Origin of the sequence: Corynebacterium lujinxingii (assembly GCF_014490555.1) — a bacterium.
GTDB lineage: Bacteria > Actinomycetota > Actinomycetes > Mycobacteriales > Mycobacteriaceae > Corynebacterium > Corynebacterium lujinxingii.
In genome coordinates this window covers 1,482,830-1,509,001 of sequence record NZ_CP061032.1, presented here as the reverse complement: position 1 = coordinate 1,509,001, position 26,172 = coordinate 1,482,830, and the positions used below count along the sequence as shown (strand labels likewise).

Here is a 26,172-nt window from a genome sequence, read left to right as displayed (position 1 = left end):
GGACGCGGCGGGCGCGGGGTGCGCGCATATACACGTGGCAAGTCATGCCGCCGGCACGCTCGTCGGCTACGCTTGAAACGGTTTGAAACCTTAACGCAACATTTTCACGAGGAGGATCGCCCAATATGGCGAACTACACTGCTGCTGACGTCAAGAAGCTCCGCGAGATCACCGGCTCCGGCATGCTCGACTGCAAGAAGGCGCTCGAGGAGACCGACGGCGACTTCGACAAGGCCGTCGAGAACCTCCGCATCAAGGGTGCGAAGGACGTGGGCAAGCGCGCAGAGCGCAACGCGCTCGAGGGCCTCGTTGCTGTTTCCGGCAACACCATCGTGGAGATCAACTCCGAGACCGACTTCGTGGCCAAGAACCAGGAGTTCAAGGACCTCGCAGCCGAGATCGCAAACGCTGCTGCGGCAGTGAAGGCGAACTCGCAGGAGGAGCTGGCCAAGGCTGATGTGAACGGCGAGACCGCCCACGACGTTCTGGAGCGCCTCTCCGCCAAGATCGGCGAAAAGCTCGAGCTGCGTCGCGCCGCCACCATCGAGGGCGACCAGGTGGCGAAGTACCTGCACCAGAAGGCTGCGGACCTGCCGCCGGCCGTCGGTGTGCTCGTCGCTTACACGGGCGACAACGCGGAGGCTGCACACCAGGTCGCTTTGCAGATCGCTGCGATGAAGGCCCGCTACCTCAACCAGGAGTCCGTGCCGGCTGACGTCGTCGAGAAGGAGCGTGCGGTCCAGGAAGAGATCACCCGCAACGAGGGAAAGCCGGAGGCTGCCATCGCCAAGATCGTCGAGGGCCGCATGGGCGGCTTCTTCAAGGACGTAGTCCTGCTCGACCAGCCGTCCCTGGCTGACTCCAAGAAGACCGTGAAGCAGTTCGCTGAGGAAAGCGGCATCGAGATCACCGATTTCGTGCGTTACGAGGTCGGCCAGGCGTAAGCCATCTCGCACCGCAACCCCGTGTTGCCTGCCCGCGTGAGCGTGGGCGGCGGCGCGGGGTTTCGTCGTTACGCCCAGCGTTTCTAAACTCCGACGGAGGCGTGGCTAAGATCGTCTCCGAACAACCCGCATTTGGCCATCCGCGCAAAGGAGCGTTTTACGGTGACTGACCTCAACCCCAACCGCACAGGTTTCAAGCGAGTCATGCTGAAGCTGGGGGGTGAGATGTTCGGCGGCGGCAAGGTCGGCATCGATCCCGATGTCGTCGAGTCTGTCGCCCGCCAGATCGCGGATGTTGCCCGCGGCGGCACCGAGGTGGCAGTTGTCATCGGCGGCGGCAACTTTTTCCGCGGAGCCCAGCTGCAGCAGCGCGGCATGGACCGTGCGCGGTCGGACTACATGGGCATGCTCGGTACGGTGATGAACTGCCTCGCGCTGCAGGACTTCCTCCAGCAGATGGGCGTAGATTGCCGCGTGCAGACCGCCATCAACATGGCGCAGATCTCCGAGCCGTACCTGCCGCTGCGTGCGGTGCGCCACCTGGAGAAGGGCCGCGTGGTCATCTTCGGCGCCGGCATGGGCATGCCGTACTTTTCCACCGACACCACCGCAGCCCAGCGCGCGCTGGAGATCGGCTGCGAGGTGCTTCTCATGGCCAAGGGTGTCGACGGCGTCTACGACTCCGATCCGCGCGAGAACCCGGACGCGAAGCTGTATTCGGAGATTTCTCCGCGGGAAGTCATCGAGCACGGCCTGAAGGTCGCCGACGCCACCGCGTTCAGCCTGTGCATGGACAACAACATGCCGATTCTGGTGTTCAACCTGCTGCAGGAAGGCAACATCGCGCGCGCCGTCTCCGGTGAGCAGGTGGGCACGCTAGTCGCGTAGCCGCTTTTCGACGACCTCCGCCACCGCCAACAACTCCGGACCGGTGAGCGTGAGGCTTCCCAGGTGCACCCCGCCGATTGCGATCGCCGGGGTGCCAATCATATTGAACAGCGAGCACCACGGCGACCAGGCGGTCTGCGCGTGGAACGACTCCTCTGGGTGCAGCGCGGGGAAGTAGCCGATCCTCGGCGGGTCGGTGGCGAGCGTGGGGGAGAGCACTGCGTCGACGTCCCACTGGGCCGCCAGCATTGCGGGCAGTGCGCGACGGTGGGCTGCGGCGGCTTCGATGCGTGCCCGCGTGAGCCGGTGGGACTGCTCGACCAGCCACGTGATGTAGTCGCTATCTAACGGATCCGTGTTTCGGAAACTCGCGGTGATGGTGGTGGAAAAGTGCGCGTACGTCTCGCGTGACTCTTGGTACGGTTTCAAAGCCACCGTGTCAAAATCGAGGGCTCCTGCGAGCTTGTCGACAAGAGCACCGCGCCGATCGTCCACATCTGGATCAGCGAAAATCCCCTCGGTGAGCACACCGATGCGCACCGGCCGCCGCTTGGGCCGCGACCAGCCGCACAGCGTGTACTGGTCGGTCACCGCGCGGGTGAGAAATCCGTTCGCGGAAAGCCCCTGGCTTGCCGGCTTAAATCCCACGACTTCGCAGGCCGCGGCTGGTACCCGGATGGAGCCGCCGGCATCCGTGCCGTGTGCTGCGCGCACGGTGCCGTCGGCAACAACGACGGCTGCGCCCGTGGATGATCCACCGGGTGTGCATCCGGGGTAGGCGGGTGATTCCAATACTGGTACGCCGGGGCGTTCCGCGTAGCAGGTGGCGCCGAGCTCGGAGGTCAGTGTCTTCGCCGGGATCTCCGCGCCGCGGGCCAGGAGGTCGAGGACGAAGGGGTCGGTGGTCGTCGCTACGTATGCGCGCTGCGGGTTGCCGTGGGTGGTTTCCACGCCCGCGATGTCGGTGCCGTCTTTGACCGGGATCGCCCAGCCGGCGAGGCTTCCGGTGCGTGGATACGGCCGCGTCTCGCGTGGCGGAAGCGAAGTGAACGCGGGGTGCAGCATGGCGCCAGTGTAGGCGTCGGATGCGCTGGTAGGTTAGTAGGGACGCCGAATCAAGAAAAGGTAGGGATTTACCCATGATTGATGATGTTTTGCTTGACGCCGAAGAGCGCATGACCTCTTCCGTCGACCACGCACGAGAGGACCTGTCCACCATCCGCACCGGCCGCGCCAACCCGGCAATGTTTAACGGTGTGATGGCGGACTTCTACGGTGTGCCGACCCCGATTACCCAGATGGCGACCGTCTCCGTGCCGGAACCGCGCATGCTGATGATCAAGCCCTACGACATGTCCACCATGGGCGAAATTGAAAACGCCATCCGCAACTCGGATCTGGGCGTCAACCCGACCGACGATGGTCAGGTCATCCGCGTCTCCGTCCCGCAGCTCACCGAGGAGCGCCGCCGCGACCTGGTCAAGCAAGCCAAGCAGAAGGGTGAGGACGGCAAGATCGCCATCCGCAACATCCGCCGCCAGGGCATGGAAGCACTGAAGAAGATCCAGAAGGACGGCGACGCCGGCGAGGACGAGGTCACCTCCGCAGAAAAGGCGCTGGACAAAACCACGCAGGGCTTCGTCGCCCAGATTGACGAGATCGTGCAGCGCAAGGAAGACGAGCTGCTGGAGGTCTAGCGTGCTCATTAAAGACCACGAGGAGCACGAGGAACGCGCGACCCCGAGCCGGTGGCCGGTGCACGCGCCGAAGCCGAAAAATAGTGCGGGCCGCGACCTGCGTGCCGCGATCACCACTGGTGTGGTCCTCGGTGCGCTTGTCATCGCCGCAGTGTGGATCGGCCCGCCGGCTTGGTACCCGCTCGTCGCCGCCTCTGTGGCGCTGGCGATGTGGGAAGTGATGACCCGGCTGCGTGAAGCCGGCTACCAGCAGCCGCGCACGCTGTTGATCATCCTCGGTCAGGCGATGCTGTGGCTGTCGGTGCCGTACGAGACCACAGGGTTGGTCGCGGGGTTTGCGTTCACCGTGCTGGTGGTCATGTTCTGGGGAATGTTCCACCAGGGCAGGGACACCCGTCCCGAAAACTATTTGCGCGATACTGCGGTGAGCCTGTTCGTGCTCGCGTGGATCCCGCTGTTTGGTACTTTCGCCGCGATGATCTCCATGATCAGCGAGGGCGGGGTAGACGGCTCCGCGTTCATCGTCGCCTTCATGCTGTGCGTGGTTGCGAACGACGTCGGCGGGTACGCGGCGGGCGTCATGTTTGGCTCGCACCCGATGGCCCCGGCGGTGAGCCCGAATAAGTCCTGGGAGGGCTTCGCTGGCTCGCTTGTCGCGGGCATTATCACCGGCATCCTCGTGGTCACGTTCCTCATTCACGGTCCGTGGTGGATGGGCATCGTCCTCGGCATTGCGCTGGTGATCTGCGCGACGATGGGCGATCTGGTAGAAAGCCAATTCAAGCGCGAACTGGGCATCAAGGACATGTCGAATCTATTGCCCGGCCACGGCGGGATCATGGACCGCCTTGACGGGATGCTGCCGGCTGCAGCTGCCACGTATATCCTGCTCACCACCATTGCGTTGATGAACCCGGCGTAGTCGCGCTGTAGATTCGAAATCCACCGCACGACGTGCAAAGATGGGGCGCACTATGAGCGATTTCCCCCAAATCCAACTTCTCACGCCGAAGCGCGGCATGCCCCCGAAGCACTTCGCTGACCTGTCGAAGCAGGAGCGTATCGACGCCCTCAAGGACCTCGGCCTGCCTAAGTTCCGCGCCGACCAGATCGCGCGCCATTACTACGGCAAGTTCGAAGCCGATCCGTTGACGATGACGGACCTGCCGGAGACGCAGCGCCAGACTGTGAAAGACGCGCTCTTTCCAACGCTGCTGCACCCGGTCCGCACATGGGAGACCGACGAGGGCGACACCACAAAGACCTTGTGGCGCCTGCACGACGGCATCCTGCTCGAGTCCGTGTTGATGCGCTATCCGGGCCGGGCGACCCTGTGTATCTCTTCGCAGGCAGGCTGCGGTATGGCTTGCCCGTTCTGCGCGACGGGCCAGGGCGGGCTTGACCGCAACCTTTCTGTTGCGGAGATCGTCGACCAGGTCCGCGCCGCAGCCGCCATGATGGCCGCGGAAGGATCCCGCCTGTCCAACATCGTGTTCATGGGCATGGGCGAGCCGCTAGCGAACTACAAGCGCGTCGTCGAGGCGGTGCGTCAGATCACGCAGCCGTCGCCGGACGGGTTCGGCATCTCGCAGCGCAACGTCACCGTCTCCACAGTGGGGCTTGCGCCCCAGATCCGCATGCTTGCCGACGAAGACCTGTCCTGCACCCTCGCCGTGAGCCTGCACACCCCGGACGACGAGCTTCGCGACGAATTGGTGCCGGTGAACAACCGCTTCGCCGTCTCAGAGGTGCTCGACGCTGCGCGTTACTACGCCGACAAGACGGGCCGGCGTGTGTCCATCGAGTACGCGTTGATCCGCGACATGAACGACCAGGACTTCCGCGCCGACATGCTGGGGAAGAAACTCCACCAAGCGCTCGGTTCGCGCGTGCACGTTAACGTGATCCCGCTGAACCCGACGCCGGGCTCGAAGTGGGACGCCTCGCCGAAGGAGCGCCAGGACGAGTTCGTGCGCCGTGTCGCCGCCCAGGGTGTGCCGTGCACCGTTCGCGACACGAAGGGTCAGGAGATCGCCGCGGCGTGCGGGCAGCTCGCAGCGGAGGAGAAGACGGGGTAGCGAAAACCCGCCGTGCCGGGGTGGCGCGGCGGGTTTTCGTCGATGAGCGAGTGCTAGATGCGCTCGTGCTTTCCGCCGGTGGACTCGACCTCGATAACCTCGACGGTCTCGCGGGTGGTCGCCGGGCGCTCGACAGCGGTCCGCTCGGTGCGTGCCGGTCGCAGGTGAGCGACGCGACCCGGCTCGATGTTCAGGGCGCGCAGCTGGCTGTCGGTGAGGTTTTCGTACACATCACCGGACAGGGTGGCCTGGTTGTAGATCCAATCCGGTTCCTGGTGGCCAGCCGGCTTGTTGTGGGAGGTGACGGTGCGCACCTGGTTGAGCTTCGGCTTGGTGGCAAACAGGATCAGGCCGAGCGCGATGAGCACAGCGAGGGCGATGAGCCAAATGGTCTCGACGTGGCCCTCGTGATTGCCGAAGTTGTAGGCGATGAGGAAGGCAACGGAGATCCAGCCTGCGGTCTGGATTGCGCCGTCGCTCAGCCCGCTCCAGCCGAAACGGGCAGACGGGACGTCTGCCTCAGAGACACCGTTGTACACCTGGGGTGCGTTTTCCTTTGCGTGGGCCACTGCAACGCTCCTTATCAGCACTGGAACGATCGCGGGTGCGATCGCCGGAAATGATGAAACTATCGCTGCCTATCATCGCACACCCCAGCCGGAGACGGCGACAATAACCCCCAAGGGGTTCAAACTTTCGCACCACATTTTGATGATTAGGGCTACTATAATGCCGAAACGGGTGGGGTCATGGCACTATGGACGCGTGCGAAACGTATTGATCTTGGGCTCGACCGGTTCCATCGGCACTCAGGCCGTGGAAGTGATCCGGGAAAACCGCGACAAATTTAACGTCGTCGGCATAGCCACCGGCGGCAACAAGCCTGAGCGTGCCATCGAGCAGGCGAGGGAGTTCGGCCTGCACGCCGACCAGGTTGCGGTGCGCAATATCGAAGGTGCCAAGATCGTGTCCAAGGAGATTGGCGGATTCGTCATCACCGGCGACAACTGTGCTGCGGGCTTGGTGGAGTCCCAGCCCGCGGACGTCGTCGTGAATGCACTCGTGGGAGCTGCGGGGCTGCCGGCCACGATGGCCGCTTTGAAGCGTGGCGCGACGCTGGCGCTTGCAAATAAGGAATCGCTTGTCGCCGGCGGCCGACTGGTGCTCGATGCCGCGAAGCCGGGCCAGATTGTCCCGGTGGATTCAGAGCACTCCGCGATGGCGCAATGTCTGCGCTCGGGCAACCGCGATGAGGTGGCCCGCTTGGTGCTCACCGCCTCCGGCGGCCCGTTCCGTGGGATGAAGCGCGACGACTTGCTCGGTGTTACGCCGGAGCAGGCGGTCGCTCACCCGACGTGGTCGATGGGTGCGATGAATTCGATCAACTCCGCCACGATGGTGAATAAAGGGCTGGAACTCATCGAGGCCTCCCTGTTGTTCGGCATCGACCCGGACGACATCGACGTGACCATCCACCCGCAGTCGGTGATCCACTCCATGGTCACGTTCACCGACGGAGCAACAATCGCGCAGGCGTCGCCGCCGTCGATGAAGCTGCCGATCTCGCTTGCGCTGAACTGGCCGCGCCGCGTGCCCAAGGCCCAGGAGTCGCTCGATTTCACGCAGGCGTTTGAGTGGGGCTTCGAGCCGCTTGACGACGATGTCTTCCCGGCCGTCCGCCTCGCCCGCCAGGCGGCACGTCTCGGTGACCCGTTCCCGGCGATTTACAACGCAGCCAACGAGGGCGCTGTCGAGGCGTTCTTCGCGGGACGAATCAAGTTCCCGCAAATTGTGGACATCATCGGCGAAGTACTTGACGCGGCGGGTGAGTTCGCCGAAGCTCCCAAGGATGTGTCTGACGTCATGCGGATTGAGGCTCGGTCCCGCGAGCGTGTCAACGCCGCCATCGCGCGTATTGAAAAGCGCTAGCCGGGCCGGCTCCTTCAACCTCGGGGGAGATGTGTGATGGGCGCGCTCGGCATTGTCGTCTTCGCGCTCGCGATCACGGCGTCGATTGCTCTGCACGAGGCGGGGCACATGTTCACGGCGCGCGCCTTTGGCATGAAGGTTCGTCGCTACTTCATCGGCTTCGGTCCTACCGTATGGTCCACCACGCGTGGCGGCACTGAATACGGCCTTGCGGCGCTTCCATTCGGCGGGTTCTGCGACATCGCCGGCATGACTGCAATGGACCCGGTCACCGCGGAGGAGGCTCCGCACGCGATGGTGAACAAGCCAGCCTGGCAGCGCATCGCGGTGCTCGCCGGCGGCATTGTGATGAACATCCTCGTCGGCGTTGTGGTCATATACTTCGTCGCGGTTTTCTCCGGGATTCCGAACCCGCAGGCGGACTTCACCCCCAGGGTAGAAAAGACCGTCTGTGTTGCCGACCAGGTGGACGAGAATACCTTGGCGGATTGCACCGGGCCCGGCCCTGCCGGCGAGGCTGGCGTGCGCGCCGGCGACAAGATACTCGCTGTCGACGGCCAAGCGTTGGAGACGTTCGCCGACCTGCGTGATTACGTTGCTGCGCGCCCGGGGGAGACGGTGACGCTGGACGTGGAGCGCGACGGGTCGTCGCAAAGCATCGCAGTGCCCTTGGGGGATGTCGAGCGCATCAACCCTGCCACTGGCGAGCGCGTCCACGCAGGTGCTGTGGGCATTATGGCTGCCCCGGTAGAAGACGCGGTGAAGCAGTTCGGACCGGTTGAGGCTGTGCCCGCGACGGCGCACTTCACCGGACAGCTGCTTGGCGCGACGGTGGACGGGCTGATCTCGTTCCCGGGCAAGATCCCGGGGGTGGTCGCATCGATTTTCGGCGGTGAACGCGACATCGAGGGGCCTGTCAGCGTGATCGGCGCGTCGCGCACCGGCGGCGAGCTCGCGGAGCAAAACCAGTGGGCCGTGTTCTGGATGATGCTGGCCAGCCTGAACTTCTTCCTGGCGCTGTTTAACCTCGTGCCCTTGCCGCCGCTCGACGGCGGTCACATCGCGGTGGTGCTCTATGAAAAGATCCGCGACTTTATCCGACAGCTGCGCGGGCTTGGGCCGGGTGCTCCCGCGAATTACGAGAAGTTGATGCCGCTGACCTACTTCATGGCCGCGCTGCTGCTCGTCGTCGGCGTGCTCGTGATGGCAGCGGACGTGGTCAACCCCATCCGAATATTTGGCTAGCGGTGCTAGAGTTAGCCACCATGAATACCCCCATCGGATTAGGCATGCCAGAAGGCCCAGCACCCACCTTGGCCGAACGTCGAAAGACCCGCCAGCTGATGGTGGGCGACGTCGGTGTCGGCTCGGATTACCCGATTTCCGTGCAGTCGATGACCACCACGAAGACGCACGACATCAACGCCACCCTGCAGCAGATTGCGCAGCTCGCCACCGCGGGCTGCGACATCGTGCGTGTTGCGTGCCCGAAGACCGTCGACGCTGAAGCGTTGCCGGCGATTGCGGCGAAATCTCCCATTCCGGTGATCGCGGATATCCACTTCCAGCCGAAGTACATCTTCGCGGCGATCGACGCTGGATGCGCGGCTGTGCGCGTGAACCCCGGCAACATTAAGGAGTTCGACGGCCGCGTCAAGGAGGTCGCCAAGGCGGCAGGCGACGCAGGCATTCCGATCCGCATCGGCGTCAATGGCGGCTCGCTCGATCCGCGTCTTTTGGCCAAGTACGGCAAGGCAACGCCGGAGGCGCTCGTGGAATCCGCTATCTACGAGGCCGGACTGTTCGAGGAGCACGGCTACGGCGACATCGCTATCTCGGTGAAGCACTCCGACCCAGTGCTGATGGTGGAGGCCTACCGCCAGCTCGCCGAAAAGACGGACTACCCGCTGCACCTCGGAGTGACTGAGGCGGGCCCGAAGTTTATGGGAACGATCAAGTCGTCTGTTGCCTTCGGTGCGCTGCTCTCGGAGGGTATTGGCGACACTATCCGCGTATCGCTGTCCGCCGACCCGGTGGAGGAAATCAAGGTCGGAGATCAAATCCTGCAGTCCCTGAACCTTCGCCCGCGCAAGCTCGAGATCGTTTCCTGCCCGTCCTGCGGCCGCGCCCAGGTGGACGTGTACAAGCTGGCTGAGGAGGTCACTGCCGGCCTCGAAGGCATGGAGTTCCCGCTGCGCGTCGCCGTGATGGGCTGTGTTGTCAACGGCCCGGGCGAGGCACGCGACGCCGACCTCGGCGTGGCATCCGGCAATGGCAAGGGCCAGATCTTTGTCAAGGGCGAGGTAGTGGAGACGGTGCCGGAATCCAAGATCGTGGAAACACTCATCGAATACGCGAACCGCATCGCCGAGGAGGAAGGCCTCGAGGAAGTCGCCGGAGCCAAGGCCGAGGTCAAGGTCACTCGCTAACATGCGCCGCTTCGCCGCAGTGCTGTCCGGGGTGGTGCTGGTGTCGTCGATAAGCGCTTGCACCCCGCGCCCCAACGACGCCGAGCCCACCGCCAGCGCGTTTCTCGAGGCGCTCGAGCAGCGCGAGGTGGACGCGTCGCTTATCGACGACCCCACCTCCGCCACCGATTCCACCAACGCCACCTGGGACGGCCTGCAGGCGGAGAAGATGACCGCCACGCTCAAAGACGTCCACCAGGAAGACAACCTGGCTACGGCGACCTACGAGCTGGCGTGGCAGCTGCCGCGCGAGCGTGAGCTGACCTACGACGCACAAATGACGCTCACACAGTCGGGCGAGCAGTGGTCCGTGCGATGGCAACCGTCGGTGCTGCACCCCAGGCTTGGCGCGCATCAGCACCTGGAGTTGCGCTCGATCGCACCCGCGCAGGCGAGCGTGGTCTCCTCCGACGGGGTGGAGCTGCTCAAACCGGGCACTGCGTACCGCGTGCTCGTGGATACCGACCAGATGCGCACTGCTGGGGCTGCCGCGGCCGCGATCAGTGGTGCGCTGGCGAAAGCACATGAGACAGACCGCGCTGTGCCACTGCACGACGCCGAAGGGCTGTCGAAGGACATCTCTGAGGCCTCCGGGGTGTTCTCTGCCGCTGTGATCCCCGCTGGCGCCCGCGACGCGTTCGCGGAGGCACTTGGCGACGAGCCCGGCGTGCGCCTCAACGAAGAAGCCGCCATGGTCAACGCCCAGCCGAACTTCGCGCCCGACATCATGGCGCGTGTGGGCGAGTTGGTGCGCGACGATCTGACCGGCGATGCTGGCTGGAGCATCGACGTGGTCAACGAGAACGGCGCGTCGTACGAGGAGATCACACGCGAGGATCCGGCGCCGGCCCCCGCGATTCACATCAGCCTCGATCACCGCGTGCAGGAAGCCGCCGAAAAGGCGCTCGAACCCGTTGCGGGGCAGCAGGCCATGATTGTGGCCATCCGTCCCTCCACAGGCGGGATTCTCGCCGTGGCCCAAACGCCGGCGGCGGACGCAGACGGCAACTTGGCGACGATGGGCCAGTACCCGCCCGGCTCCACCTTCAAAATCGTCACTGCAGCCGCTGGCCTGGCACGTCAGGGGATGAACCCTGGCACACCCGTTCCGTGCCCGGGAACGATGAACCTGTTCGGTCGTACTGTGACCAACTACGCCGGCTTCGGACTCGGCACCGTGCCGCTAGAGACCGCCTTCGCGCGGTCGTGCAACACCACGTTCGCGGATATCTCCACCAACCTGGCCCCGGGCGAATTGAAGGACGTGGGCAAGCAATTCGGCCTCGGCGTAGACATGGAGATCCCCGGCGTGGAGACCATCACGGGCTCCATCCCAGATGGCGAAGAGCTGCTTGACCGCACTGAGGCCGGCTACGGTCAAGGCCTCGACCTGGCGAGCCCGTTCGGCATGGCGCTTGTCTCCGCCACCGCGGCACACGGCACGATGCCGGTGCCGTACCTGGTGAAGGGTGAAGAGACGAAACTGAGCGAGGAAATCGCACCGCTGCCGCCAGAGGCGATCGACCAACTGCGACAGATCATGGCTGCGGTGACCGCGCCCGGTGGTACTGCGAGCGCGTTTACGGCTGAAGGCGACATTCGCGGCAAGACCGGTGAGGCTGAGATCAACGGCGGCTCACACTCCTGGTTCACCGGCTACCGCGTTGACGACGACATCGCTTTCGCCACCCTCGTCGTCCTCGGTGGCGGTTCTGAGGCTGCGGTTGCGCTATCGAACACGATGCTGGCCAATCTTCCACTCGGGTAGGGGCGAAGGCCGGATTTGCGGGCGGTACTAGCATTGCCCGTATGAACCCACGAGGAATGTTGACACCAGGAAAACCCACCCCTGAGCGCAAGGTTCCGGCCAGCATCGAGCGACCGGAATACGCGTGGAAGGACGAGGTACAGGAAAACGTCGGCGAGCCCGTCGTCCAGAGTGCAGAGACCATCGAGGCGATGCGCGAGGCCAGCAAGATCGCGGCAAACGCGCTCGCACTCGCAGGTGCTGCAGTTGCGCCGGGCAAAACCACCGACGAGATTGACGGCATCGTCCACGATTACCTCGTCGAGCACGGCGCCTACCCGTCGACGCTCGGCTACCGTGGCTACCCGAAGTCGTCGTGCATCTCGCTGAACGAGATCGTCTGCCACGGCATCCCGGACACCACCGTGATCAAGGAAGGTGACATCGTCAATATCGATGTCACCGCCTACAAGAACGGTGTGCACGGAGACACCAACGCGACGTTCTTCGCGGGGGACGTCGCCCAGGAACACAAGGATCTTGTGAACCGCACCTACCAAGCCATGATGCGTGGCATCAAAGCCGCAAAGCCGGGACGCCAGATCAACGTCATTGGCCGCGTGATTGAGTCTTACGCCAAGCGCTTCGGCTACAACGTGGTCACCGACTTCACCGGCCACGGTGTGGGCACCACCTTCCACAACGGTCTTGTGGTGCTGCACTACGACTCGGACGCGTACACCGACATCCTCGAGCCGGGCATGACGCTTACCGTCGAGCCGATGATCAACCTGGGCGCGCTGCCATACCACGTGTGGAACGACGGCTGGACCGTGCAGAACAACGACGGCGAGTACACCGCACAGTTCGAGCACACTCTCGTGATCACCGACGATGGCAACGAGATCCTCACCATCCCGGACGCAGATGTCGCGGCCGGGCAGCACATGCTGGGGGAGTAGCCCTTAAAGAACGAAGGGGCGGGGCTGCACCGTGTGGTGCAGCCCCGCCCCTTCGCGCTTCTAGGCCGGTCTTAAACAGCAAGAAACCCCGTCGCCTAAGCGACGGGGTTTCAGCTTCTGCTCAAGCGCTATGGCTTAGCGGGAGAGCGGGTGCTCCAGCCAGCCGTTGTAGAAGGCGAAGTTGAAGCCAGCGATGACGAGGCCAACCAGGGCGCCGATGGCAGCGACGATGGAGCCATCAATCCAGTAGCGAGCCCACTGCGGGACATCCTCAGCGTTGGTGGTGTTGCCGAAGGCGTCGGTCGGGTAGAACGGATCCTGCTCATCATTGAAGTACTGGGAAGAACCCTTGCCATCGAACAGGCCCTTGGTGCCGTCGCTGACAACCTCGCCGAAGTCCTTATCGGTCTCCTTCTGCTTGCCGACGAAGACGACGGCCTTGTCGTTGGAGGTGGTCTCGGTGGTGCCTTCCTCAGCGGAGGCGATTGCGGTGCCGCCAGCAACGACGGTCAGAGCGGTTGCGGTAGCAACTGCAGCGGTGCGGAAGTTACGCATCGTTTTCCTTCTTTCGAAAGTGAGTTGGAGTTGGTTAGCGGAAATCCGCGAACTTAGAACTGGACGTCGCCGTGGACGATGAAGTTGTACAGCGGGCCAACGATAAGACCGACGAGCGCGGAGACAACGGTGAAGATGGTTGCGCCGTAGGCGAGCTTGGCGTATTGCGGCTGTGCGTCGAAGTTGTCCTTCTCGCCGAAGATTGCCCGACCGTCGGTGCCGCGCAGGTTGCCGTCCTCGTCGCGGAACTGGAGCCACTCGGAGTGGGTGATCTTCTCGGAGGAAGCCGGCTCGACGCCGTCCTTGCCGTCCTTGTCTTCGACCGGACGGGACGGTGCGACGTAGGTGTTCTCTGCCGCGGTGGTGTCCTCAGTGGTCTCTGCGGTTGCGACTGCGGTGGAGCCGAATGCCACAGCGACGGCGGTTGCGCCGGCGAGGGCTGCCTTACGGAAATTACGCATGAAACGAAATCCTTCTCTGATAGTTCTTGCACGACGTCCGGGTGGAATTCAAAGAAGTCCAGGGGCATTGAGCTCCTAGGACCGATAGCAAGCCTTGGGGGCTCGGTCCCGGTGTCTGCATCGACAATAGCCGAAGCCTTGTGGCCCCGTGCAAGTCCCCTCTGCAATTTCATGCAAAAACCATCCCAAAGTTGGGCAACCTCAATGTCGGCTGTGAAGTCTGCAAGGTTTCCGAACTAATCGACGTGGGCTTTTGGCAACTTTTGAGTCGAATGTTGTGCAAATGTGACTTGGCCCCCAAAAGAGGGGGTGAAGCAAAGGTTTAGACTTCTTTGAAGGTCAGGTCGAGGCCGAGGATCGCGTTTTCGGTAACTTCGGAAAGAGCCGGGTGGATCCAATATTGGCTACGTGGGAAGTCCCGCAGATCTAAGTCGTACGCCATCACGGTGATCATCTGGTGGATGAGAGTGGAGGCCTGCGGGCCCATGTAGTGCGCGCCAAGCAACTTGCCGGTGGAGCGGTCGGCGACCAGCTTCACAATGCCGGTGCTGTCCTCCAGGCCCCAGCCGTATGCCACGTCGCCGTAGTTTTGCACTTTCACGGTCACGTCGTGGCCGGCGTCGCTCGCCTGCTGCTCGGTCATGCCCACCGTGGCGATCTGCGGGTGGGTAAACACAGCCGATGGCACGTGGTCGTGCGGCATCGGCACCAGATCGTCCGTTTCGCCCCATGTGGCCAGCACGTTGTGGGTCACGGCGCGGGTCTCCGCGTTGGCGACGTGCTTGAGCATGTACGGCGAGGACAGGTCTCCAAGCGACCACACGCCGTCGGCGGTGGTGCGTCCGTACTCGTCGACCTTCACGTGCCCATCCGGTTGGATCTCCAGGCCGCCGGCCGCGACGTTTAGTGTGTCGCTGTTCGGAACGCGGCCCGTTGCAATGAGGAGGGCCTCGGAGGTGACAGCGGTGTCGTCGTCAAGCGTTAGCGTGACACCGTCGTCGCCCTGGGTCGCTGCTTTCACGGTGCGTCCGATGTGGGTGGTGTAGCGCTTGGCGGCGATGTCGTTGAAGGGCTCGCGCAGATCCTCATCGAGGGCGCGCAGGAGCGGGGAGCGGTTGATCACGGTGACCTCGGTGCCGAGAGCGTCAAAGACGTGCGCGAACTCCATTGCAATGAAGCCGCCGCCGACGATGGTCAGCGATTTGGGCTGCTCGTCGAGACGCATGATGTCCTCGTTGGTGTGGTACTCGATACCTTCAGCCCACTCAGGGATGAACGGGCGTGCGCCCGCGGCGAGGATGATCGTGTCCGCAGTGATCGTCTCCTCCTCGCCGGCGCGCCCGGTTTTCAGGGTCTTTGGTCCGACAAAGGACGCCTCCATGTCGTAGACGGTGACGTTCGGGCATCCGTTGCGTCGGTAGTCCTCGCCGCCTTTAGCGATCAAGTCGATGCGGTTGTCAAAGACGCGCTCACGGATCGCGGCCCAGTCCGCGCCGTTGTACTCCAAGTCCACGCCGAGTTTGCCGGCCTCCCGGGCTGCGAACGCGTGCTCGGCGGCGAGGACGTACATCTTGGTCGGGATGCAGCCGACGTTGAGGCACGTGCCGCCGAACGCGCCCTTCTCAACCAACGCGACGTTCTTGTCGTCGAAATCCGGGGTGAGGATCGAGTTGCCGGAACCGGCGCCCACGATAATCAGGTCAAAGTGGGTGGCATTGGTGGCCGAATCAGGCATAGTCGTCTCCTCTATATAAACGTATGGGTTGCGTCTCGACGTTACTGCGCGCGGTTGAGACCGTCTAGCCACGCGAACGTGGCCTTAAACGCGGCCTCCCGGGCGTGGCGCTCGGAGAGGAACACGTCGTGGCGGGCGCCGTCGATGACTTCGACGCGGGCGTCGTCGGCAAGCGTCGGCGCCCAGCGTTGGATTTGCTCGACGTCTAAGACAGTATCCGCGGTGTCGGCGGCGGGGGAGTACTTCTGGTTGAGGTACGAGTGCGACGAGCGCAGCGTCAGCGTTGGCACGCCGGTGTCGATCTTGCCCGCATGGATCGGTTCCTGCGCCTTGATCACAGCGCGGATCCAGCCGACGTACTTGCGGTGGCCGTCGAGCGGTTTCCATTTCGTGTTAAAGCTCCACTCGCCGTGCTCGGCGTCGTGGATCGACGTGCCGTACGTGCCCAGGCTGCCGCCGGGGAGCGGAAGTGACGGGAAGATCGCACCGACCGATTTGAGCACCGGCTTAAGCGGCTTGACCATCCACGACGGGAACTGCAGGTCCAGCCACGGGCTGTTGAGTTCGATGCCTTTGATTAACGCGTGGTCGTCCGGCGAATTGCGTCGCAGGTCGTCTGCCCACAGCGGGACAATCAGCCCGCCCGTGGAATGCGCGAGTACGACAACGGAACCGTGTTCGCGCGCCAGGATCCGCAGCGCGAGCGTGAGTTCTTCGAAGTAGCGGCGCATATCCAGCGTGAAATGCCAGCGCTGTCCCTTCTTGTGCGCGCGGCCGCAGCGGCGCAGATCGAGCGCGTAAAACGGGTAGCCGTGCTCGTGAAACTCGTCGGCCACGTGCGATTGGAAGAAGTAGTCCGACATGCCGTGGACCCACAGCACCGCGGGCAGGTTGCTTTGCGACGACCGCACGTCGCGCACCAGCACCGCCTCCGGGTGCTTCCCGGAATCCGGGTCCTTTGCTAATTGCAGCCGGGCCTGCTCGAAATTGTCCCCGAGCACGTCCGGTTTCCAGTCGAGAGAATGAACGGTTATTTCGTTTCGCTGAGTCATGTGACTGATGATACTGATGCGGGTTCGGTGTGTTCTGTGTCGTCGTCAAGCCTTATGCGATTTCGCGTACGCGTCGACGTATTATGGCGGTACCCCAAAATTGTCGAAACTCTCAAAGGATGACTACGCATGTCTGACAACGTTGGTAACAAGTACGCGGACGAGGTGGACATCCTGCACGTCGGCGCCGGCATTATGAGCGCCACCTTGTGTTCGATGCTGCATGAGCTGGAGCCCAGCTGGAGCCAGATGATCTTCGAGCGCCTCGACGGGCCAGCAGAAGAGTCCTCCTACCCGTTCAACAACGCCGGGACCGGTCACTCCGCCTTGTGCGAGCTGAACTACACGCCGGAGAAGAACGGGCGTATCGACGTCTCCAAGGCTATGGCGATCAACGAGAAGTTCCAGCTGTCGCGCCAATTCTGGTCGTACCAAGTGGAAAACGGTGTGATCAAGCAGCCACGCGCCTTCATTAACCCGGTTCCGCACGTCTCCTTCGCGCAGGGCGAGGATCAAATCGAGTACCTGCGTAAGCGCTACGACAAGCTCTCGGCAAACCACATGTTCCCGAACATGCAGTTCACGGACGACCGCGACGAGTTCGCCGACAAGCTGCCGCTGATGGCGCAGGGCCGCGACTTTGACGCGGAGCCGGTCGCTATCTCCTGGACCGACGCCGGCACTGACATCAACTACGGCTCGCTGACCAAGCAGTTTGTTGACGCGGCCAAAGCCAATGGCACGAAGGTCCGCTACGGCCACGAGGTTGTCAACCTGAAGCGCGAGGGTAACTTCTGGAAGGTTACCGTCAAAAACGTGCACACCGGTGACAAGCAGGTTGTTCGCGCCCGCTTCGTCTTCGTCGGTGCCGGCGGCTACGCCCTCGACCTGCTGCGTAAGGCGGGCGTTCCGGAGGTGCACGGCTACGCCGGCTTCCCGATCTCCGGCATGTGGCTCAAGACCACCAACCAGGAACTGGTGCAGCAGCACAAGGCCAAGGTCTACGGCAAGGCGAAGGTGGGTGCGCCGCCGATGTCGGTGCCGCACTTGGACTTGCGCGTCGTCGACGGCGAAGAGTCCCTGCTGTTCGGCCCGTACGGCGGCTGGAGCCCGAAGTTCCTGAAGGAAGGCTCCTACCTCGACCTGTTCAAGTCGATCCGTCCGGACAACATCCCGTCCTACCTCGGTGTCGCCGCCACCAACGTGGGCCTGGTGAAGTACCTGGTCCAAGAGGTCTTCCGCGACTTCGACGGCAAGGTGGACATGCTGCACGAGTACTACCCGGCGGCTGACGGCAAGGACTGGGACGTTGTCGTCGCCGGCCAGCGCGTGCAGGTGATCAAGCCGGCTGCGGCTCCGCGCTTTGGCACCCTGGAGTTCGGCACCGCCCTGGTCAACGACCAAAACGGCACCATCGCCGGCGTGCTCGGCGCATCCCCGGGCGCATCCATCACCCCGGCCGCCATGATCGAGCTGCTGGAGCGCTGCTTCGGCGAGCACATGATCGACTGGGCAGACAAGCTCCATGAGATGTTCCCGACGTACGGCAAGTCGCTCAAGCGCGACAAGGAAGCCTACGATGAGCAGTGGGCGTGGACCCAGAAGACGCTGGGTCTCGACGACTAACCTCGCCGACGCGCCCTACGTTCCGCAGAAGGTGACGTAGGGCAGCTGTCCTTCCGGCCGGGCCATCCATTCGGGCCCGGCCGTTTCGTTATACGGGTCACTTACCGCGGCGAGCAGCTCGTTGTATTGCTCGTACTCGCCACGCTGCTCGGCGGCGTCGATCGCCTCCTGCAGCATCTGGTTGCGAGGTATGAAAATCGGGCCGGGCTTACCGTTGATGCCGTGCTCTCGGTTGTAGGTGGTGATGTCGGCAGCCTGATTCAGCCCGTCGTGGTCGTCGCCGATCCAACGCGCCCACGCTTCATCCCAGGCCGGCTGGATTGTTGCCACGTACTCGTTGACTTTCTCCTGGCCGAGCAACGGGAAGACTGCCTCAGCCAGCCGCGCCATGTTCCACGCAATAATCGTCGGCTGGTTGCCAAACGCATAGCGGCCCATCCGGTCGATGGAGGAAAAAGACGCGTTGGCGTCGAAACGCTCGGTGAACGCGCAGGGGCCGTAGTCGATCGTCTCGCCGGAAAGCGCCGCGTTGTCGGTGTTCATCACTCCGTGGACGAAGCCGAGGCGCATCCAGTGGGCGACCAAGTCGAACTGGCGACGAGTGACTGTGTCCAGCATCTGGCGCGCGTCGTCGAACCCGGCCGCGCCCATCACGTTGCGCACGAGGTCCTCGGACTGGGTCGCGGCGTACTGCACAGTGCCAACGCGCAGGTGGCTTGTCGCCACCCGCACCTCGATGCCGCCCGGGACCGCTCCCTGCTGCCGGATGACCGTCCCACCGGTGGTGAGCACCGCCAGCGAGCGTGTCGTCGGCACGCCTATCGCGTCCATGAACGTGGACACGAGGTGTTCGCGCAGCATCGGGCCGATCGCGCCGACGCCGTCCGAACCAGGCCGCGAAAATGCGGTCGGGCCAGAGCCTTTCAGCTGAATTTCGAAGCCGTTGATGTCGCCGAGCAGGAGCGCGCGGCCGTCGCCAAGCAACGGAACGAACTGGCCGAACTGGTGTCCCGCGTAGGCCATGGCGTGGCCGCCTTCAGCGCCGGAAAGCCAGGCAAGCCCGTCGTCGCCTCGCAGCCAAGCGGGGTCGAGGCCGAGTTCGCGGGCGAGCGGCTCATTCAGTGCGACGAGCTGCGGGTTTTCAAAGCGTGTGCCCGTCTCTTCGTGCGCGAGCTCCGGTAGTGAGTCAGCGAGTGTGTGGTCGAGCTGGGGTCGTGTCATGGTGCCACCCTAGACTGTGACGGTATGAGTAACGGCCACATCACTCTTGTCGGCGGCGGTCCCGGGGGGTGGGACCTGCTTACCATCCGTGGACTTCGCGCGTTGGAGGCTGCGGATGTCATCCTTGCGGACCATTTGGGCCCGTCCGCGGAACTCGAGGATTTCTTGGACCTGTCCGGCAAGGAGGTAGTCGATGTAGCGAAGCTGCCCTACGCCAAGCAGGTCGCCCAGGAGCGCATCAACGAGATGTTGGTGTCGTACGCGCGCGACGGCAAGGATGTCGTGCGGCTGAAAGGTGGCGACCCATACGTGTTCGGCCGCGGCTTCGAGGAGTTGCAGGCTTGTGCGGCAGCCGGGCTCGAGTGTTCTGTGGTGCCGGGGGTGACCTCCGCGATTTCGGTGCCGGCGGCCGCTGGGGTGCCGGTGACCCAGCGCGGGGTCACGCACGCGTTCACGGTTGCCTCCGGCCACCTGCCTCCGGGGCACGAGAAGTCGCTCGTCGATTGGTCGGCGCTCGCGCGCACCGGCGGCACCATCGTCGTTGTGATGGGCGTGCGCAACGCCCGGGCGATCGCGGATGCGCTGCTGGAAGCCGGCCTCGACCCCGCAACCCCAGCTGCCGTGATCCAGGAAGGCGAGACCGATACGCAGCGGGTGTTCTTCGCCACCACGGCCACGCTTGCCGACGAGATGGAAACCCGCAACATCGCCGCCCCCGCCGTCTACGTCGTCGGAGAGGTGGCCGGCCTTGCGCACGCTGGATAGCCTCATTTGGGACATCGCTGATATCCAAGCAGGTGAGGCGGTGATCATCTGCAACGATCCCACGTTGGATCTCACCCGCGCAGCGCTGTCCTCCGGTGCGGAAGTGGTGTTTGCGGATCCTGACCACACCCGCTGTCAGGAAGCCCGTGCGCTCGGCGCAGAAGTTGTGGGCGACGTGCGTATCGACGACTACTTTTCCGGCGCATCCGGCACCGCCGTGGCAATCGGGGAGATGCCCAAGTCGCTCGCCCGGCTGGACTACCTGGCGCGCTCCATCGCGTCCGCCGGCTTTTCACAGGACCGGGTAGTCCTCGGCGCGAACAATAAGCACCTCTCCCGTGGAATGAACGCGGTGCTGGGGGAGTCGTTTCAGGATGTGGCCGCCTCTCTTGGCCGCGGAAAGTTCCGCTGCCTGGTTGCTTCCGGCGCGCGGGATGTGACCTACGAGCCTGTGCGCGGCGACGGGCTCGTAGCTATCGGTGGCGTGTTCTCCGGTGCGAAGCCGGACCGCGGCGGCGAACTGCTGCGATCTTGCCTGCCGGACGAGCCCGGCAGGCTGCTCGATTTAGGGTGCGGCAACGGATCCGTCACCCGGGGCATGAGCGCGGCAGCCACCGACTCGGACGCGGATGCTGTGCTCTCCGCCCGTGCCATCGGCATCGATGCGACGTGGGACGACGCTGGCTCCCGTTTTGCGGACGCGTCCTTCGACACCATCGCCCTGAACCCGCCGTTCCACGACGGCACCGCCGTCGACGCCACGCTTGTGCAGCACCTGCTTGATGCGGCGGTGCGCCTGCTTGCGCCCAGCGGGGCGCTGTACCTCGTGCACAACTCGCACCTGCGCTACCGCAGTGAGGTGGAGCGCCGCTTTGCCAAGGTGGAGCAGGTCACGCGGGATAAAACGTTTACGGTGCTGCGCGCTATTCCTTGAATTGTGGTACCGTTTTCCGGTACCAGTTAAAGGAGGCCGTTTTGTCTATCAGCGCATCTGAAGCGCGCCGGACGTTGTACCCGCTTATTGAACGAGTGAATAACGACCGCGATGCAGTCGAGATCGTTTCGCGAAACGGTAACGCAGTGTTGATGGCCGCAGAAGATTACGAGGCCTGGGTGGAGACCGCATACCTCTTTAAGTCGCGAGAAAATGCACGCCGGCTGACACGATCCTACGATGACGCGCTTAACGGCGCAGTGTCCGAACACGACGTTGATTTGGATGCATAGTGCGTCTGGTTTGGACAGACGATGCCTGGAGCGATTACCTCCATTGGCAGAGTAATGACCGGAAAACACTCAAACGTGTGAACCAACTGCTGAAAGATATGTTGCGAGATCCGTTTGAAGGAATAGGCAAGCCCGAGCCACTCAAATACGGTGCTGAAGGTGCGTGGTCAAGGAGGATCACGCAAGAGCACCGCCTGGTGTACATGGTTTCCGGGGGAGACCTGGTGATCCTGCAGGCTCGATACCACTACTAACCCAGCAGCGTGGGCAGCGCTGCTGCAGCGGTGTCCTCGATGACCACATCAGCTAGGTGCGACAGATCGGTGCGCATCGGGGTGACCTCGATGATCGGGATATCGCGGGCGTGCGCCATCAGCGGCAGACCGGCAGCGGGGTAGACCACGCCAGAGGTGCCCACGATCACCAACGCGTCCGCGGCGCGCATGCGTCGCTCGGCTTCCTTCCACTCGCCCTCGGGCAAAGCCTCGCCGAACCACACCACGCCCGGGCGCACCGAACCGCCGCAGACTGGACACGCCGGCGGGGTGATCTCCGCGACTGGTTCCTCCGGGAGTTCGATGGGGCTGGTGTAGGGCTCGTCGCAAAGCGAACAGCGGAACTCGAACAACGACCCGTGCAGGTGGACGACATCGTTGCTGCCGCCACGCTCGTGCAGGTTATCGATGTTTTGCGTGGTCACCGTCGTCTTCGGCGAGCGTGCAATGGCCACATGGCCGGCGTTCGGCTCCGCCTGCTGCGCCAGGCGGGCGCGCCAGAGGTACCACGCGAACATGGTGTCCGGGTCGTCGTGCCACGCGTCGATCGAAGCCATGTCCTGCGGGTCGACGTTCTCCCATAGGCCGGTCTGCGCGTCGCGGTACGTGGCGATCCCGCTGTCAGCACTCATACCGGCGCCGGTGAAAACTTCGATGTGGCTGGCGTCGTCGAGAAGCTCGCGTGCGTCGTCGATGGTGGTCATACGGGGCACCGTACCCTGCGTGTGAAAACTCGGCAGGCTACCCCCGGTGCGTGTCCGTTGTCACAAGGCGACTGCGCGTCGTAAACTGCGCTGCAACCGAAGCGAGACGGAAAGACGGCCGGCGATGGCGATCGAGTTCAGCATGATCCAGACCATCGGCTTTGCCGTCGTGCTGCTCGTCATCGGGCGTTGGCTGCGCAACAACGTCGCGTTCTTCGAGCGCTTCGCCATCCCCGCGCCCGTCATCGGCGGGTTCCTTTTCGCCCTGTTCAACCTGGTGTTCAAGCTCACCGGGTGGGTCGACATCACCTTCGACACCACCCTACAGGGCTTCTTCATGACCATGTTTTTCACCTCCGTCGGATTTGGCGCGAGCGTGGCCGTGCTGGGCAAAGCAGGAAAAATGGTGACACGGTTCCTGCTCGTCGCATCTGTGCTGGTGGTGCTACAAAACGTGCTCGCCGTGGTGCTTGCCCCGCTTGTGGATATTCCATCTTCGCTGGCCTTGATGACTGGCTCGGTGTCCATGACGGGCGGTCACGGCGTGTCTGGCGGCATGGCACCGCTCGTTGAGGCACAAGGCGTCGACCGTGCAGAAACCGTCGCGTACACCGCCGCCACGTTCGGTTTGCTCATGGGCTCGCTGATGGGCGGGCCGGTGGGCGACCGGTTGATCAAAAACAACCGCCTGCAGTCCACCGTGTCCAGCGAAGCTGGTGTCGACGACAGCCTAATCGCCCTCCGCCGCCGCGAACTGCGCAGCGATCAAGTTATGCAGGCGTTTATCGTCCTGCTCATCGCCATGTTCGTTGGCACCTACATCACCGACGGCATCAACTGGGTGATCAGCCAGTTCACGGACAAGGCGGCGTTTCCCAACTACCTCGGCGCGATGCTCGTCGGCATCCTGTTCCGCTACATCTCGGATACGCGCAACGAACGCCAGTACCACGAGTTCGTGCCCACCCAGGAGGTGGAGATCATCGGCAACGTGGCACTGGCGCTCTTCCTCGCCCAGGCGCTGATGACGATCAAACTGTGGGAACTGGCCGACCTCGCCGTGCCACTGCTCGTACTGCTGGCCGCGCAGACGCTGCTGATGTTCCTCTACGCCTACTTCATCACCTTCCGCGTGATGGGCCGCGACTACGACGCTGCCATTTTGTCCGCCGGACACTGCGGCTTCGGCATGGGCGCGACCCCGAACGGCGTGGCCAACATGGAATCGGTGGTGCAGAAGTACTCGCCGTCGAAACTCGCGTTTTTCGTGCTTCCGATCATCGGAGGAATGTTCATCGACTTCGTGAACATCCTGGTCGTCACCGTGTTCCTCAATGTGGTGTGATCGGTTAGATAAACGGCAGGACAATACACGCGGCGGCGATCGCGATGATGCTTGCGGCCACCCGCCACAGGTACCGCTTGCCCGGCGCGTGCGCGGTGTTGACCGCGATCTTTCCCGGGTTAGACGGCAACACCGCTGCGACCATCGGGTCGTTTGGGGCGTTGTACGTTCCCATACCGCCCGCGTAGCGCAGGTGGTGGTTGCGGGTTTCTTCCTCGGCGCCCGGCGCGATGCTGTCGTTGCTGCGGCTAATCCGAAGCGCCACTGCGACGACGTAGACCATAAACGCGACCCACATGACGATCTCCAGCCAGAAGGGGAGGTTCACATCCGGCACCACCATGGAGATGTTCAGTATGGCGAACAGGGCCGCGATCGCGAGGACGATTTTGGACATGACGGTGGCGGCCGCGTCGCAAAGCTTCTCGACGCGCTGGGTCGCCGTTTCCGAAACAGGCAGCGCGTCGGCGACGGGGACGTCGACCATTTGCCGGGCCAGCGCTCTCGGCGGGACGCACAGCGGCATGGCCAGCGACATGATGATGCCGATAACCAGCAGGGCTGTTGCGTTGATTAGCGTTTTCGGTTTGAACCCGTCCGCCTCACCGGCGGTGTTGATGTGCACCGGGACCGGGTCGGGAATCACATCCCAGCGCAGCAGGATGTACGCGAATGCGGCGGCATAGATGAGGGCGGCCGCAGCGTAACGGCGGTGGTTGGGGCGCATGAAGGGGAGGTTAGCAGCCCCAAAGGAAACGACGATATCGACTTTTACGGTCGAAACCGGGGCAAAACCCCAGGTCGCCTTTCTCCAGACTTGGTAAAAGACGATATCTACTTTTAGGCCTGTGGATAACGCGGGACAGCAAGGCGCGAAGTTATCCACAGATAACGTCCTGCTCTTTCGCAAACGACGTCGCTCTGCCATGTTTGACGCATGGATGTGGGGAGGCAGCGGGAGATCCTGGGGAAAGTGATCCCCCGCGAAGGAAAGACACACAGCAACGTCGTGATGTTGTCGTCGCGGCACGCGATGCACCGCACCGACTTTCGCGCGCTGGAGTTTTACGAGAAGCGGTGGGTGCAAGCGGTAGCGGGCGGCCAAGCGGCGAGGAAGGCGGCTCTTGCTGGCAGGTCAGCGGCGCGGGTGTTGGGGATGTGGGTGGTGACCACGGACCGGCACGAACCGGTCGAGCTACTGCTGCCAAACGGCAGGACCCCACCGAAAGGTCAGTGGCCAGCAAGAACCGTGTACCACCGCGCCAGGAACAGGGTAGCCACCATCAGGCACTTCGATACTTTGCGCGCCACCGACGAGGTGACTACCGCGTTCGAGATCGCGTTGCGGCACGGGTTCAGGGAGGGGCTGGTCGCGATGGATTGGCTGCTCAAACACCACACGGACCGAAAGACGGTGGTGGAAGAGATGGCCAAGCTCGGCCGCGTGAAAGGCATCGCGGTGCTGCGCAAGGTGATCAAATACGCGGTTGATAATTCGCGTTCGCCGTTCGAGTCGTACGCCCGGGCGATACTTATCGAGCATGTCGCCGACGACTGGATCGTCAACGGCATTTTCGCCGGCTACGAAGTGGACTTACGCCGCGGATGGCTCATCATCGAGATCGACGGTGACTACAAGTACGACGGGGTGACGTTCAAGAAAACCGACGAGACGCTTCGGCTCGAGCGCAGACGAGAGAAGCACCTGTTGAAGACGGGAGTGTTCGCTATCAGGCCGTCGCGGAGCGACCTGTTGCTCAGGGAGAAGGAGTTTATCGACGACGTCCGCACCTTCCTCGCGCAGCCGCGGATTGTCACACGCGCATTGTGAGCAGCGTGCCGTCGACGGCAACGTCGAACCCGGCAGCAGCCGCGATATCGGCGACATCGCCGATAGACGCAGCATCGTGCGGCGCCAGCGCGCGGGCCAGCTCGCCTTTATATTTCTTGTTGAAGTGGCTGATCACCTTGCCAGTTGCCGCCTGCTCCACACGCACGGTCCCCGCACCTGAGACCGGCCCGAGCTGCTGGTAGGCGCCGGAGCGCATGTCGACGACAAACCCGCACTCCGACAACACATCCGTGACTGCGGAGCCCCACCAGGCGCGCATCGTCTTGCCGTCCAGCTTCATGCCCGCGGACAGGCGGTAGCGGGGGATGAGGTTGCCAGCGCGCACCACACCGAACAGCGCAGACCCCACGGCAAGGCGGGACAGAGCATCAGCAGACAACGAGGCCACATCGAGCGAGTCGTACAGCACACCCGTGTAGCGCTCGATCGCCGGCATCACCGGTGCGGAGCGCAGCGTGAGGTTTTCCTCCGCCTCGGGCTGCTTGGAGGCGGGGGCATCGACAAGCGTGTGCGAGAGTTCGTCGAGAAGCGAAGCCCGGACGGGATCGAGCGACGGAAACGACAACGACATCGCCGCGTCGACACCGCCGGGCGCTTTGGTTTCGGAGGGTGGGAGCACGATCAGCATGCGCACAAAGCTA

The 26,172-nt window shown here is 63.5% G+C and carries 27 protein-coding genes; 17 read left to right on the top strand and 10 right to left on the bottom strand.

Features of this window, described 5'->3' with window-relative positions; all coding sequences use genetic code 11:
• The first annotated feature begins 125 nt into the window (after positions 1–125).
• The gene (gene tsf / locus IAU68_RS07545; RefSeq protein WP_171192699.1) at positions 126–944 is read left to right on the top strand and encodes a translation elongation factor Ts; all 819 of its coding nucleotides are present in this window, start codon (positions 126–128) and stop codon (positions 942–944) included.
• A gap of 204 nt (positions 945–1,148) precedes the next feature.
• Positions 1,149–1,832: a UMP kinase gene (gene pyrH, locus IAU68_RS07540; RefSeq protein WP_222129927.1), complete on the top strand. Its 684-nt coding sequence runs from the start codon at positions 1,149–1,151 to the stop codon at positions 1,830–1,832.
• On the opposite strand, the gene IAU68_RS07535 is transcribed toward pyrH, so the two are convergent.
• Positions 1,821–2,897 (bottom strand): amidase family protein, encoded by a 1,077-nt coding sequence (locus IAU68_RS07535; protein WP_171192697.1) that lies wholly within the window; start codon positions 2,895–2,897, stop codon positions 1,821–1,823. The genes pyrH and IAU68_RS07535 overlap by 12 nt on opposite strands.
• A 74-nt stretch (positions 2,898–2,971) precedes the next feature.
• Here IAU68_RS07535 and frr point away from each other — a divergent pair, with 74 nt between their 5' ends.
• From frr to rlmN, 3 genes are read left to right on the top strand one after another with little or no spacing between them, the layout of a single operon-like run.
• Positions 2,972–3,529, top strand: a complete 558-nt coding sequence (frr, locus tag IAU68_RS07530; protein WP_171192696.1) for a ribosome recycling factor — start codon at positions 2,972–2,974, stop codon at positions 3,527–3,529.
• A 7-nt stretch (positions 3,530–3,536) separates the two neighbouring features.
• Positions 3,537–4,451, top strand: a complete 915-nt coding sequence (locus IAU68_RS07525) for a phosphatidate cytidylyltransferase (protein ID WP_171192997.1) — start codon at positions 3,537–3,539, stop codon at positions 4,449–4,451.
• Positions 4,452–4,503: 52 nt separating this feature from the next.
• Complete coding sequence (rlmN, locus tag IAU68_RS07520) at positions 4,504–5,607, top strand: 23S rRNA (adenine(2503)-C(2))-methyltransferase RlmN (RefSeq protein ID WP_171192695.1); 1,104 nt, start codon at positions 4,504–4,506, stop codon at positions 5,605–5,607.
• 53 nt (positions 5,608–5,660) lie between these two features.
• Here the strand turns inward: rlmN and IAU68_RS07515 are convergent, their stop codons facing one another.
• Positions 5,661–6,176: a DUF2631 domain-containing protein gene (locus IAU68_RS07515; RefSeq protein ID WP_171192694.1), complete on the bottom strand. Its 516-nt coding sequence runs from the start codon at positions 6,174–6,176 to the stop codon at positions 5,661–5,663.
• Positions 6,177–6,336: 160 nt separating this feature from the next.
• Here IAU68_RS07515 and dxr point away from each other — a divergent pair, with 160 nt between their 5' ends.
• Genes dxr through map form a run of 5 tightly spaced genes read left to right on the top strand, consistent with a single transcriptional unit; the run spans position 6,337 to position 12,713 of the window.
• Positions 6,337–7,536, top strand: coding sequence for a 1-deoxy-D-xylulose-5-phosphate reductoisomerase (gene dxr / locus IAU68_RS07510; protein WP_171192693.1), 1,200 nt, complete (start codon positions 6,337–6,339; stop codon positions 7,534–7,536).
• Between the two features lie 36 nt (positions 7,537–7,572).
• Entirely contained in the window at positions 7,573–8,781 is a 1,209-nt protein-coding gene (locus IAU68_RS07505; protein ID WP_171192692.1) for a M50 family metallopeptidase, read from the top strand.
• 20 nt (positions 8,782–8,801) lie between these two features.
• Positions 8,802–9,965 (top strand): flavodoxin-dependent (E)-4-hydroxy-3-methylbut-2-enyl-diphosphate synthase, encoded by a 1,164-nt coding sequence (gene ispG / locus IAU68_RS07500; RefSeq protein ID WP_171192691.1) that lies wholly within the window; start codon positions 8,802–8,804, stop codon positions 9,963–9,965.
• A 1-nt stretch (position 9,966) separates the two neighbouring features.
• Entirely contained in the window at positions 9,967–11,772 is a 1,806-nt protein-coding gene (locus IAU68_RS07495; protein ID WP_171192690.1) for a penicillin-binding transpeptidase domain-containing protein, read from the top strand.
• 41 nt (positions 11,773–11,813) lie between these two features.
• The gene (gene map, locus IAU68_RS07490; RefSeq protein WP_171192689.1) at positions 11,814–12,713 is read left to right on the top strand and encodes a type I methionyl aminopeptidase; all 900 of its coding nucleotides are present in this window, start codon (positions 11,814–11,816) and stop codon (positions 12,711–12,713) included.
• A 135-nt stretch (positions 12,714–12,848) separates the two neighbouring features.
• On the opposite strand, the gene IAU68_RS07485 is transcribed toward map, so the two are convergent.
• The 4 genes from IAU68_RS07485 to IAU68_RS07470 all read right to left on the bottom strand — a co-directional run bounded on the left by IAU68_RS07485 (position 12,849) and on the right by IAU68_RS07470 (position 16,516).
• Positions 12,849–13,268, bottom strand: coding sequence for a hypothetical protein (locus tag IAU68_RS07485; RefSeq protein WP_171192688.1), 420 nt, complete (start codon positions 13,266–13,268; stop codon positions 12,849–12,851).
• 53 nt (positions 13,269–13,321) lie between these two features.
• Positions 13,322–13,729 carry a hypothetical protein gene (locus tag IAU68_RS07480; RefSeq protein WP_171192687.1) on the bottom strand — a complete coding sequence of 136 codons (408 nt, stop codon included), beginning with the start codon at positions 13,727–13,729 and terminating at the stop codon, positions 13,322–13,324.
• A gap of 322 nt (positions 13,730–14,051) precedes the next feature.
• Positions 14,052–15,464, bottom strand: a complete 1,413-nt coding sequence (gene mtr / locus IAU68_RS07475) for a mycothione reductase (protein WP_171192686.1) — start codon at positions 15,462–15,464, stop codon at positions 14,052–14,054.
• A 41-nt stretch (positions 15,465–15,505) separates the two neighbouring features.
• Positions 15,506–16,516, bottom strand: coding sequence for an alpha/beta hydrolase (locus tag IAU68_RS07470; protein ID WP_171192685.1), 1,011 nt, complete (start codon positions 16,514–16,516; stop codon positions 15,506–15,508).
• Between the two features lie 129 nt (positions 16,517–16,645).
• Here IAU68_RS07470 and mqo point away from each other — a divergent pair, with 129 nt between their 5' ends.
• Positions 16,646–18,142: a malate dehydrogenase (quinone) gene (mqo, locus tag IAU68_RS07465; protein WP_171192684.1), complete on the top strand. Its 1,497-nt coding sequence runs from the start codon at positions 16,646–16,648 to the stop codon at positions 18,140–18,142.
• A 15-nt stretch (positions 18,143–18,157) separates the two neighbouring features.
• Here mqo and IAU68_RS07460 read toward each other — a convergent pair whose 3' ends face one another.
• A complete protein-coding gene (locus IAU68_RS07460; RefSeq protein ID WP_171192683.1) occupies positions 18,158–19,363 on the bottom strand; it encodes a protein adenylyltransferase SelO family protein in 1,206 nt (401 codons plus the stop codon).
• Between the two features lie 24 nt (positions 19,364–19,387).
• Between IAU68_RS07460 and cobA the strand changes: the two genes are divergently transcribed.
• The 4 genes from cobA to IAU68_RS07440 are packed head-to-tail and all read left to right on the top strand — an operon-like array spanning position 19,388 to position 21,609.
• Positions 19,388–20,128 (top strand): uroporphyrinogen-III C-methyltransferase, encoded by a 741-nt coding sequence (cobA, locus tag IAU68_RS07455; RefSeq protein ID WP_171192682.1) that lies wholly within the window; start codon positions 19,388–19,390, stop codon positions 20,126–20,128.
• Positions 20,112–21,062, top strand: coding sequence for a class I SAM-dependent methyltransferase (locus IAU68_RS07450; RefSeq protein WP_171192681.1), 951 nt, complete (start codon positions 20,112–20,114; stop codon positions 21,060–21,062). Before cobA ends, IAU68_RS07450 begins: the two co-directional genes overlap by 17 nt.
• Before the next feature lie 41 nt (positions 21,063–21,103).
• Complete coding sequence (locus IAU68_RS07445; protein WP_171192680.1) at positions 21,104–21,355, top strand: type II toxin-antitoxin system Phd/YefM family antitoxin; 252 nt, start codon at positions 21,104–21,106, stop codon at positions 21,353–21,355.
• Positions 21,355–21,609, top strand: a complete 255-nt coding sequence (locus IAU68_RS07440; protein WP_171192679.1) for a Txe/YoeB family addiction module toxin — start codon at positions 21,355–21,357, stop codon at positions 21,607–21,609. The genes IAU68_RS07445 and IAU68_RS07440 overlap by 1 nt, the downstream gene beginning before the upstream one ends.
• Here the strand turns inward: IAU68_RS07440 and IAU68_RS07435 are convergent.
• The gene (locus IAU68_RS07435) at positions 21,606–22,334 is read right to left on the bottom strand and encodes an NAD-dependent deacylase (RefSeq protein ID WP_171192678.1); all 729 of its coding nucleotides are present in this window, start codon (positions 22,332–22,334) and stop codon (positions 21,606–21,608) included. The genes IAU68_RS07440 and IAU68_RS07435 overlap by 4 nt on opposite strands.
• Positions 22,335–22,458: 124 nt before the next feature.
• Between IAU68_RS07435 and gltS the strand changes: the two genes are divergently transcribed.
• Positions 22,459–23,679 carry a sodium/glutamate symporter gene (gene gltS / locus IAU68_RS07430; RefSeq protein WP_171192677.1) on the top strand — a complete coding sequence of 407 codons (1,221 nt, stop codon included), beginning with the start codon at positions 22,459–22,461 and terminating at the stop codon, positions 23,677–23,679.
• 4 nt (positions 23,680–23,683) lie between these two features.
• On the opposite strand, the gene IAU68_RS07425 is transcribed toward gltS, so the two are convergent.
• A complete protein-coding gene (locus IAU68_RS07425) occupies positions 23,684–24,406 on the bottom strand; it encodes a DUF1648 domain-containing protein (protein ID WP_171192676.1) in 723 nt (240 codons plus the stop codon).
• A gap of 246 nt (positions 24,407–24,652) precedes the next feature.
• Between IAU68_RS07425 and IAU68_RS07420 the strand changes: the two genes are divergently transcribed.
• Complete coding sequence (locus IAU68_RS07420; protein WP_171192675.1) at positions 24,653–25,510, top strand: hypothetical protein; 858 nt, start codon at positions 24,653–24,655, stop codon at positions 25,508–25,510.
• On the opposite strand, the gene IAU68_RS07415 is transcribed toward IAU68_RS07420, so the two are convergent.
• Entirely contained in the window at positions 25,494–26,159 is a 666-nt protein-coding gene (locus IAU68_RS07415; RefSeq protein ID WP_171192674.1) for a YaaA family protein, read from the bottom strand. The two genes, IAU68_RS07420 and IAU68_RS07415, sit on opposite strands and share 17 nt — an antisense overlap.
• Between the last annotated feature and the right edge of the window lie 13 nt (positions 26,160–26,172).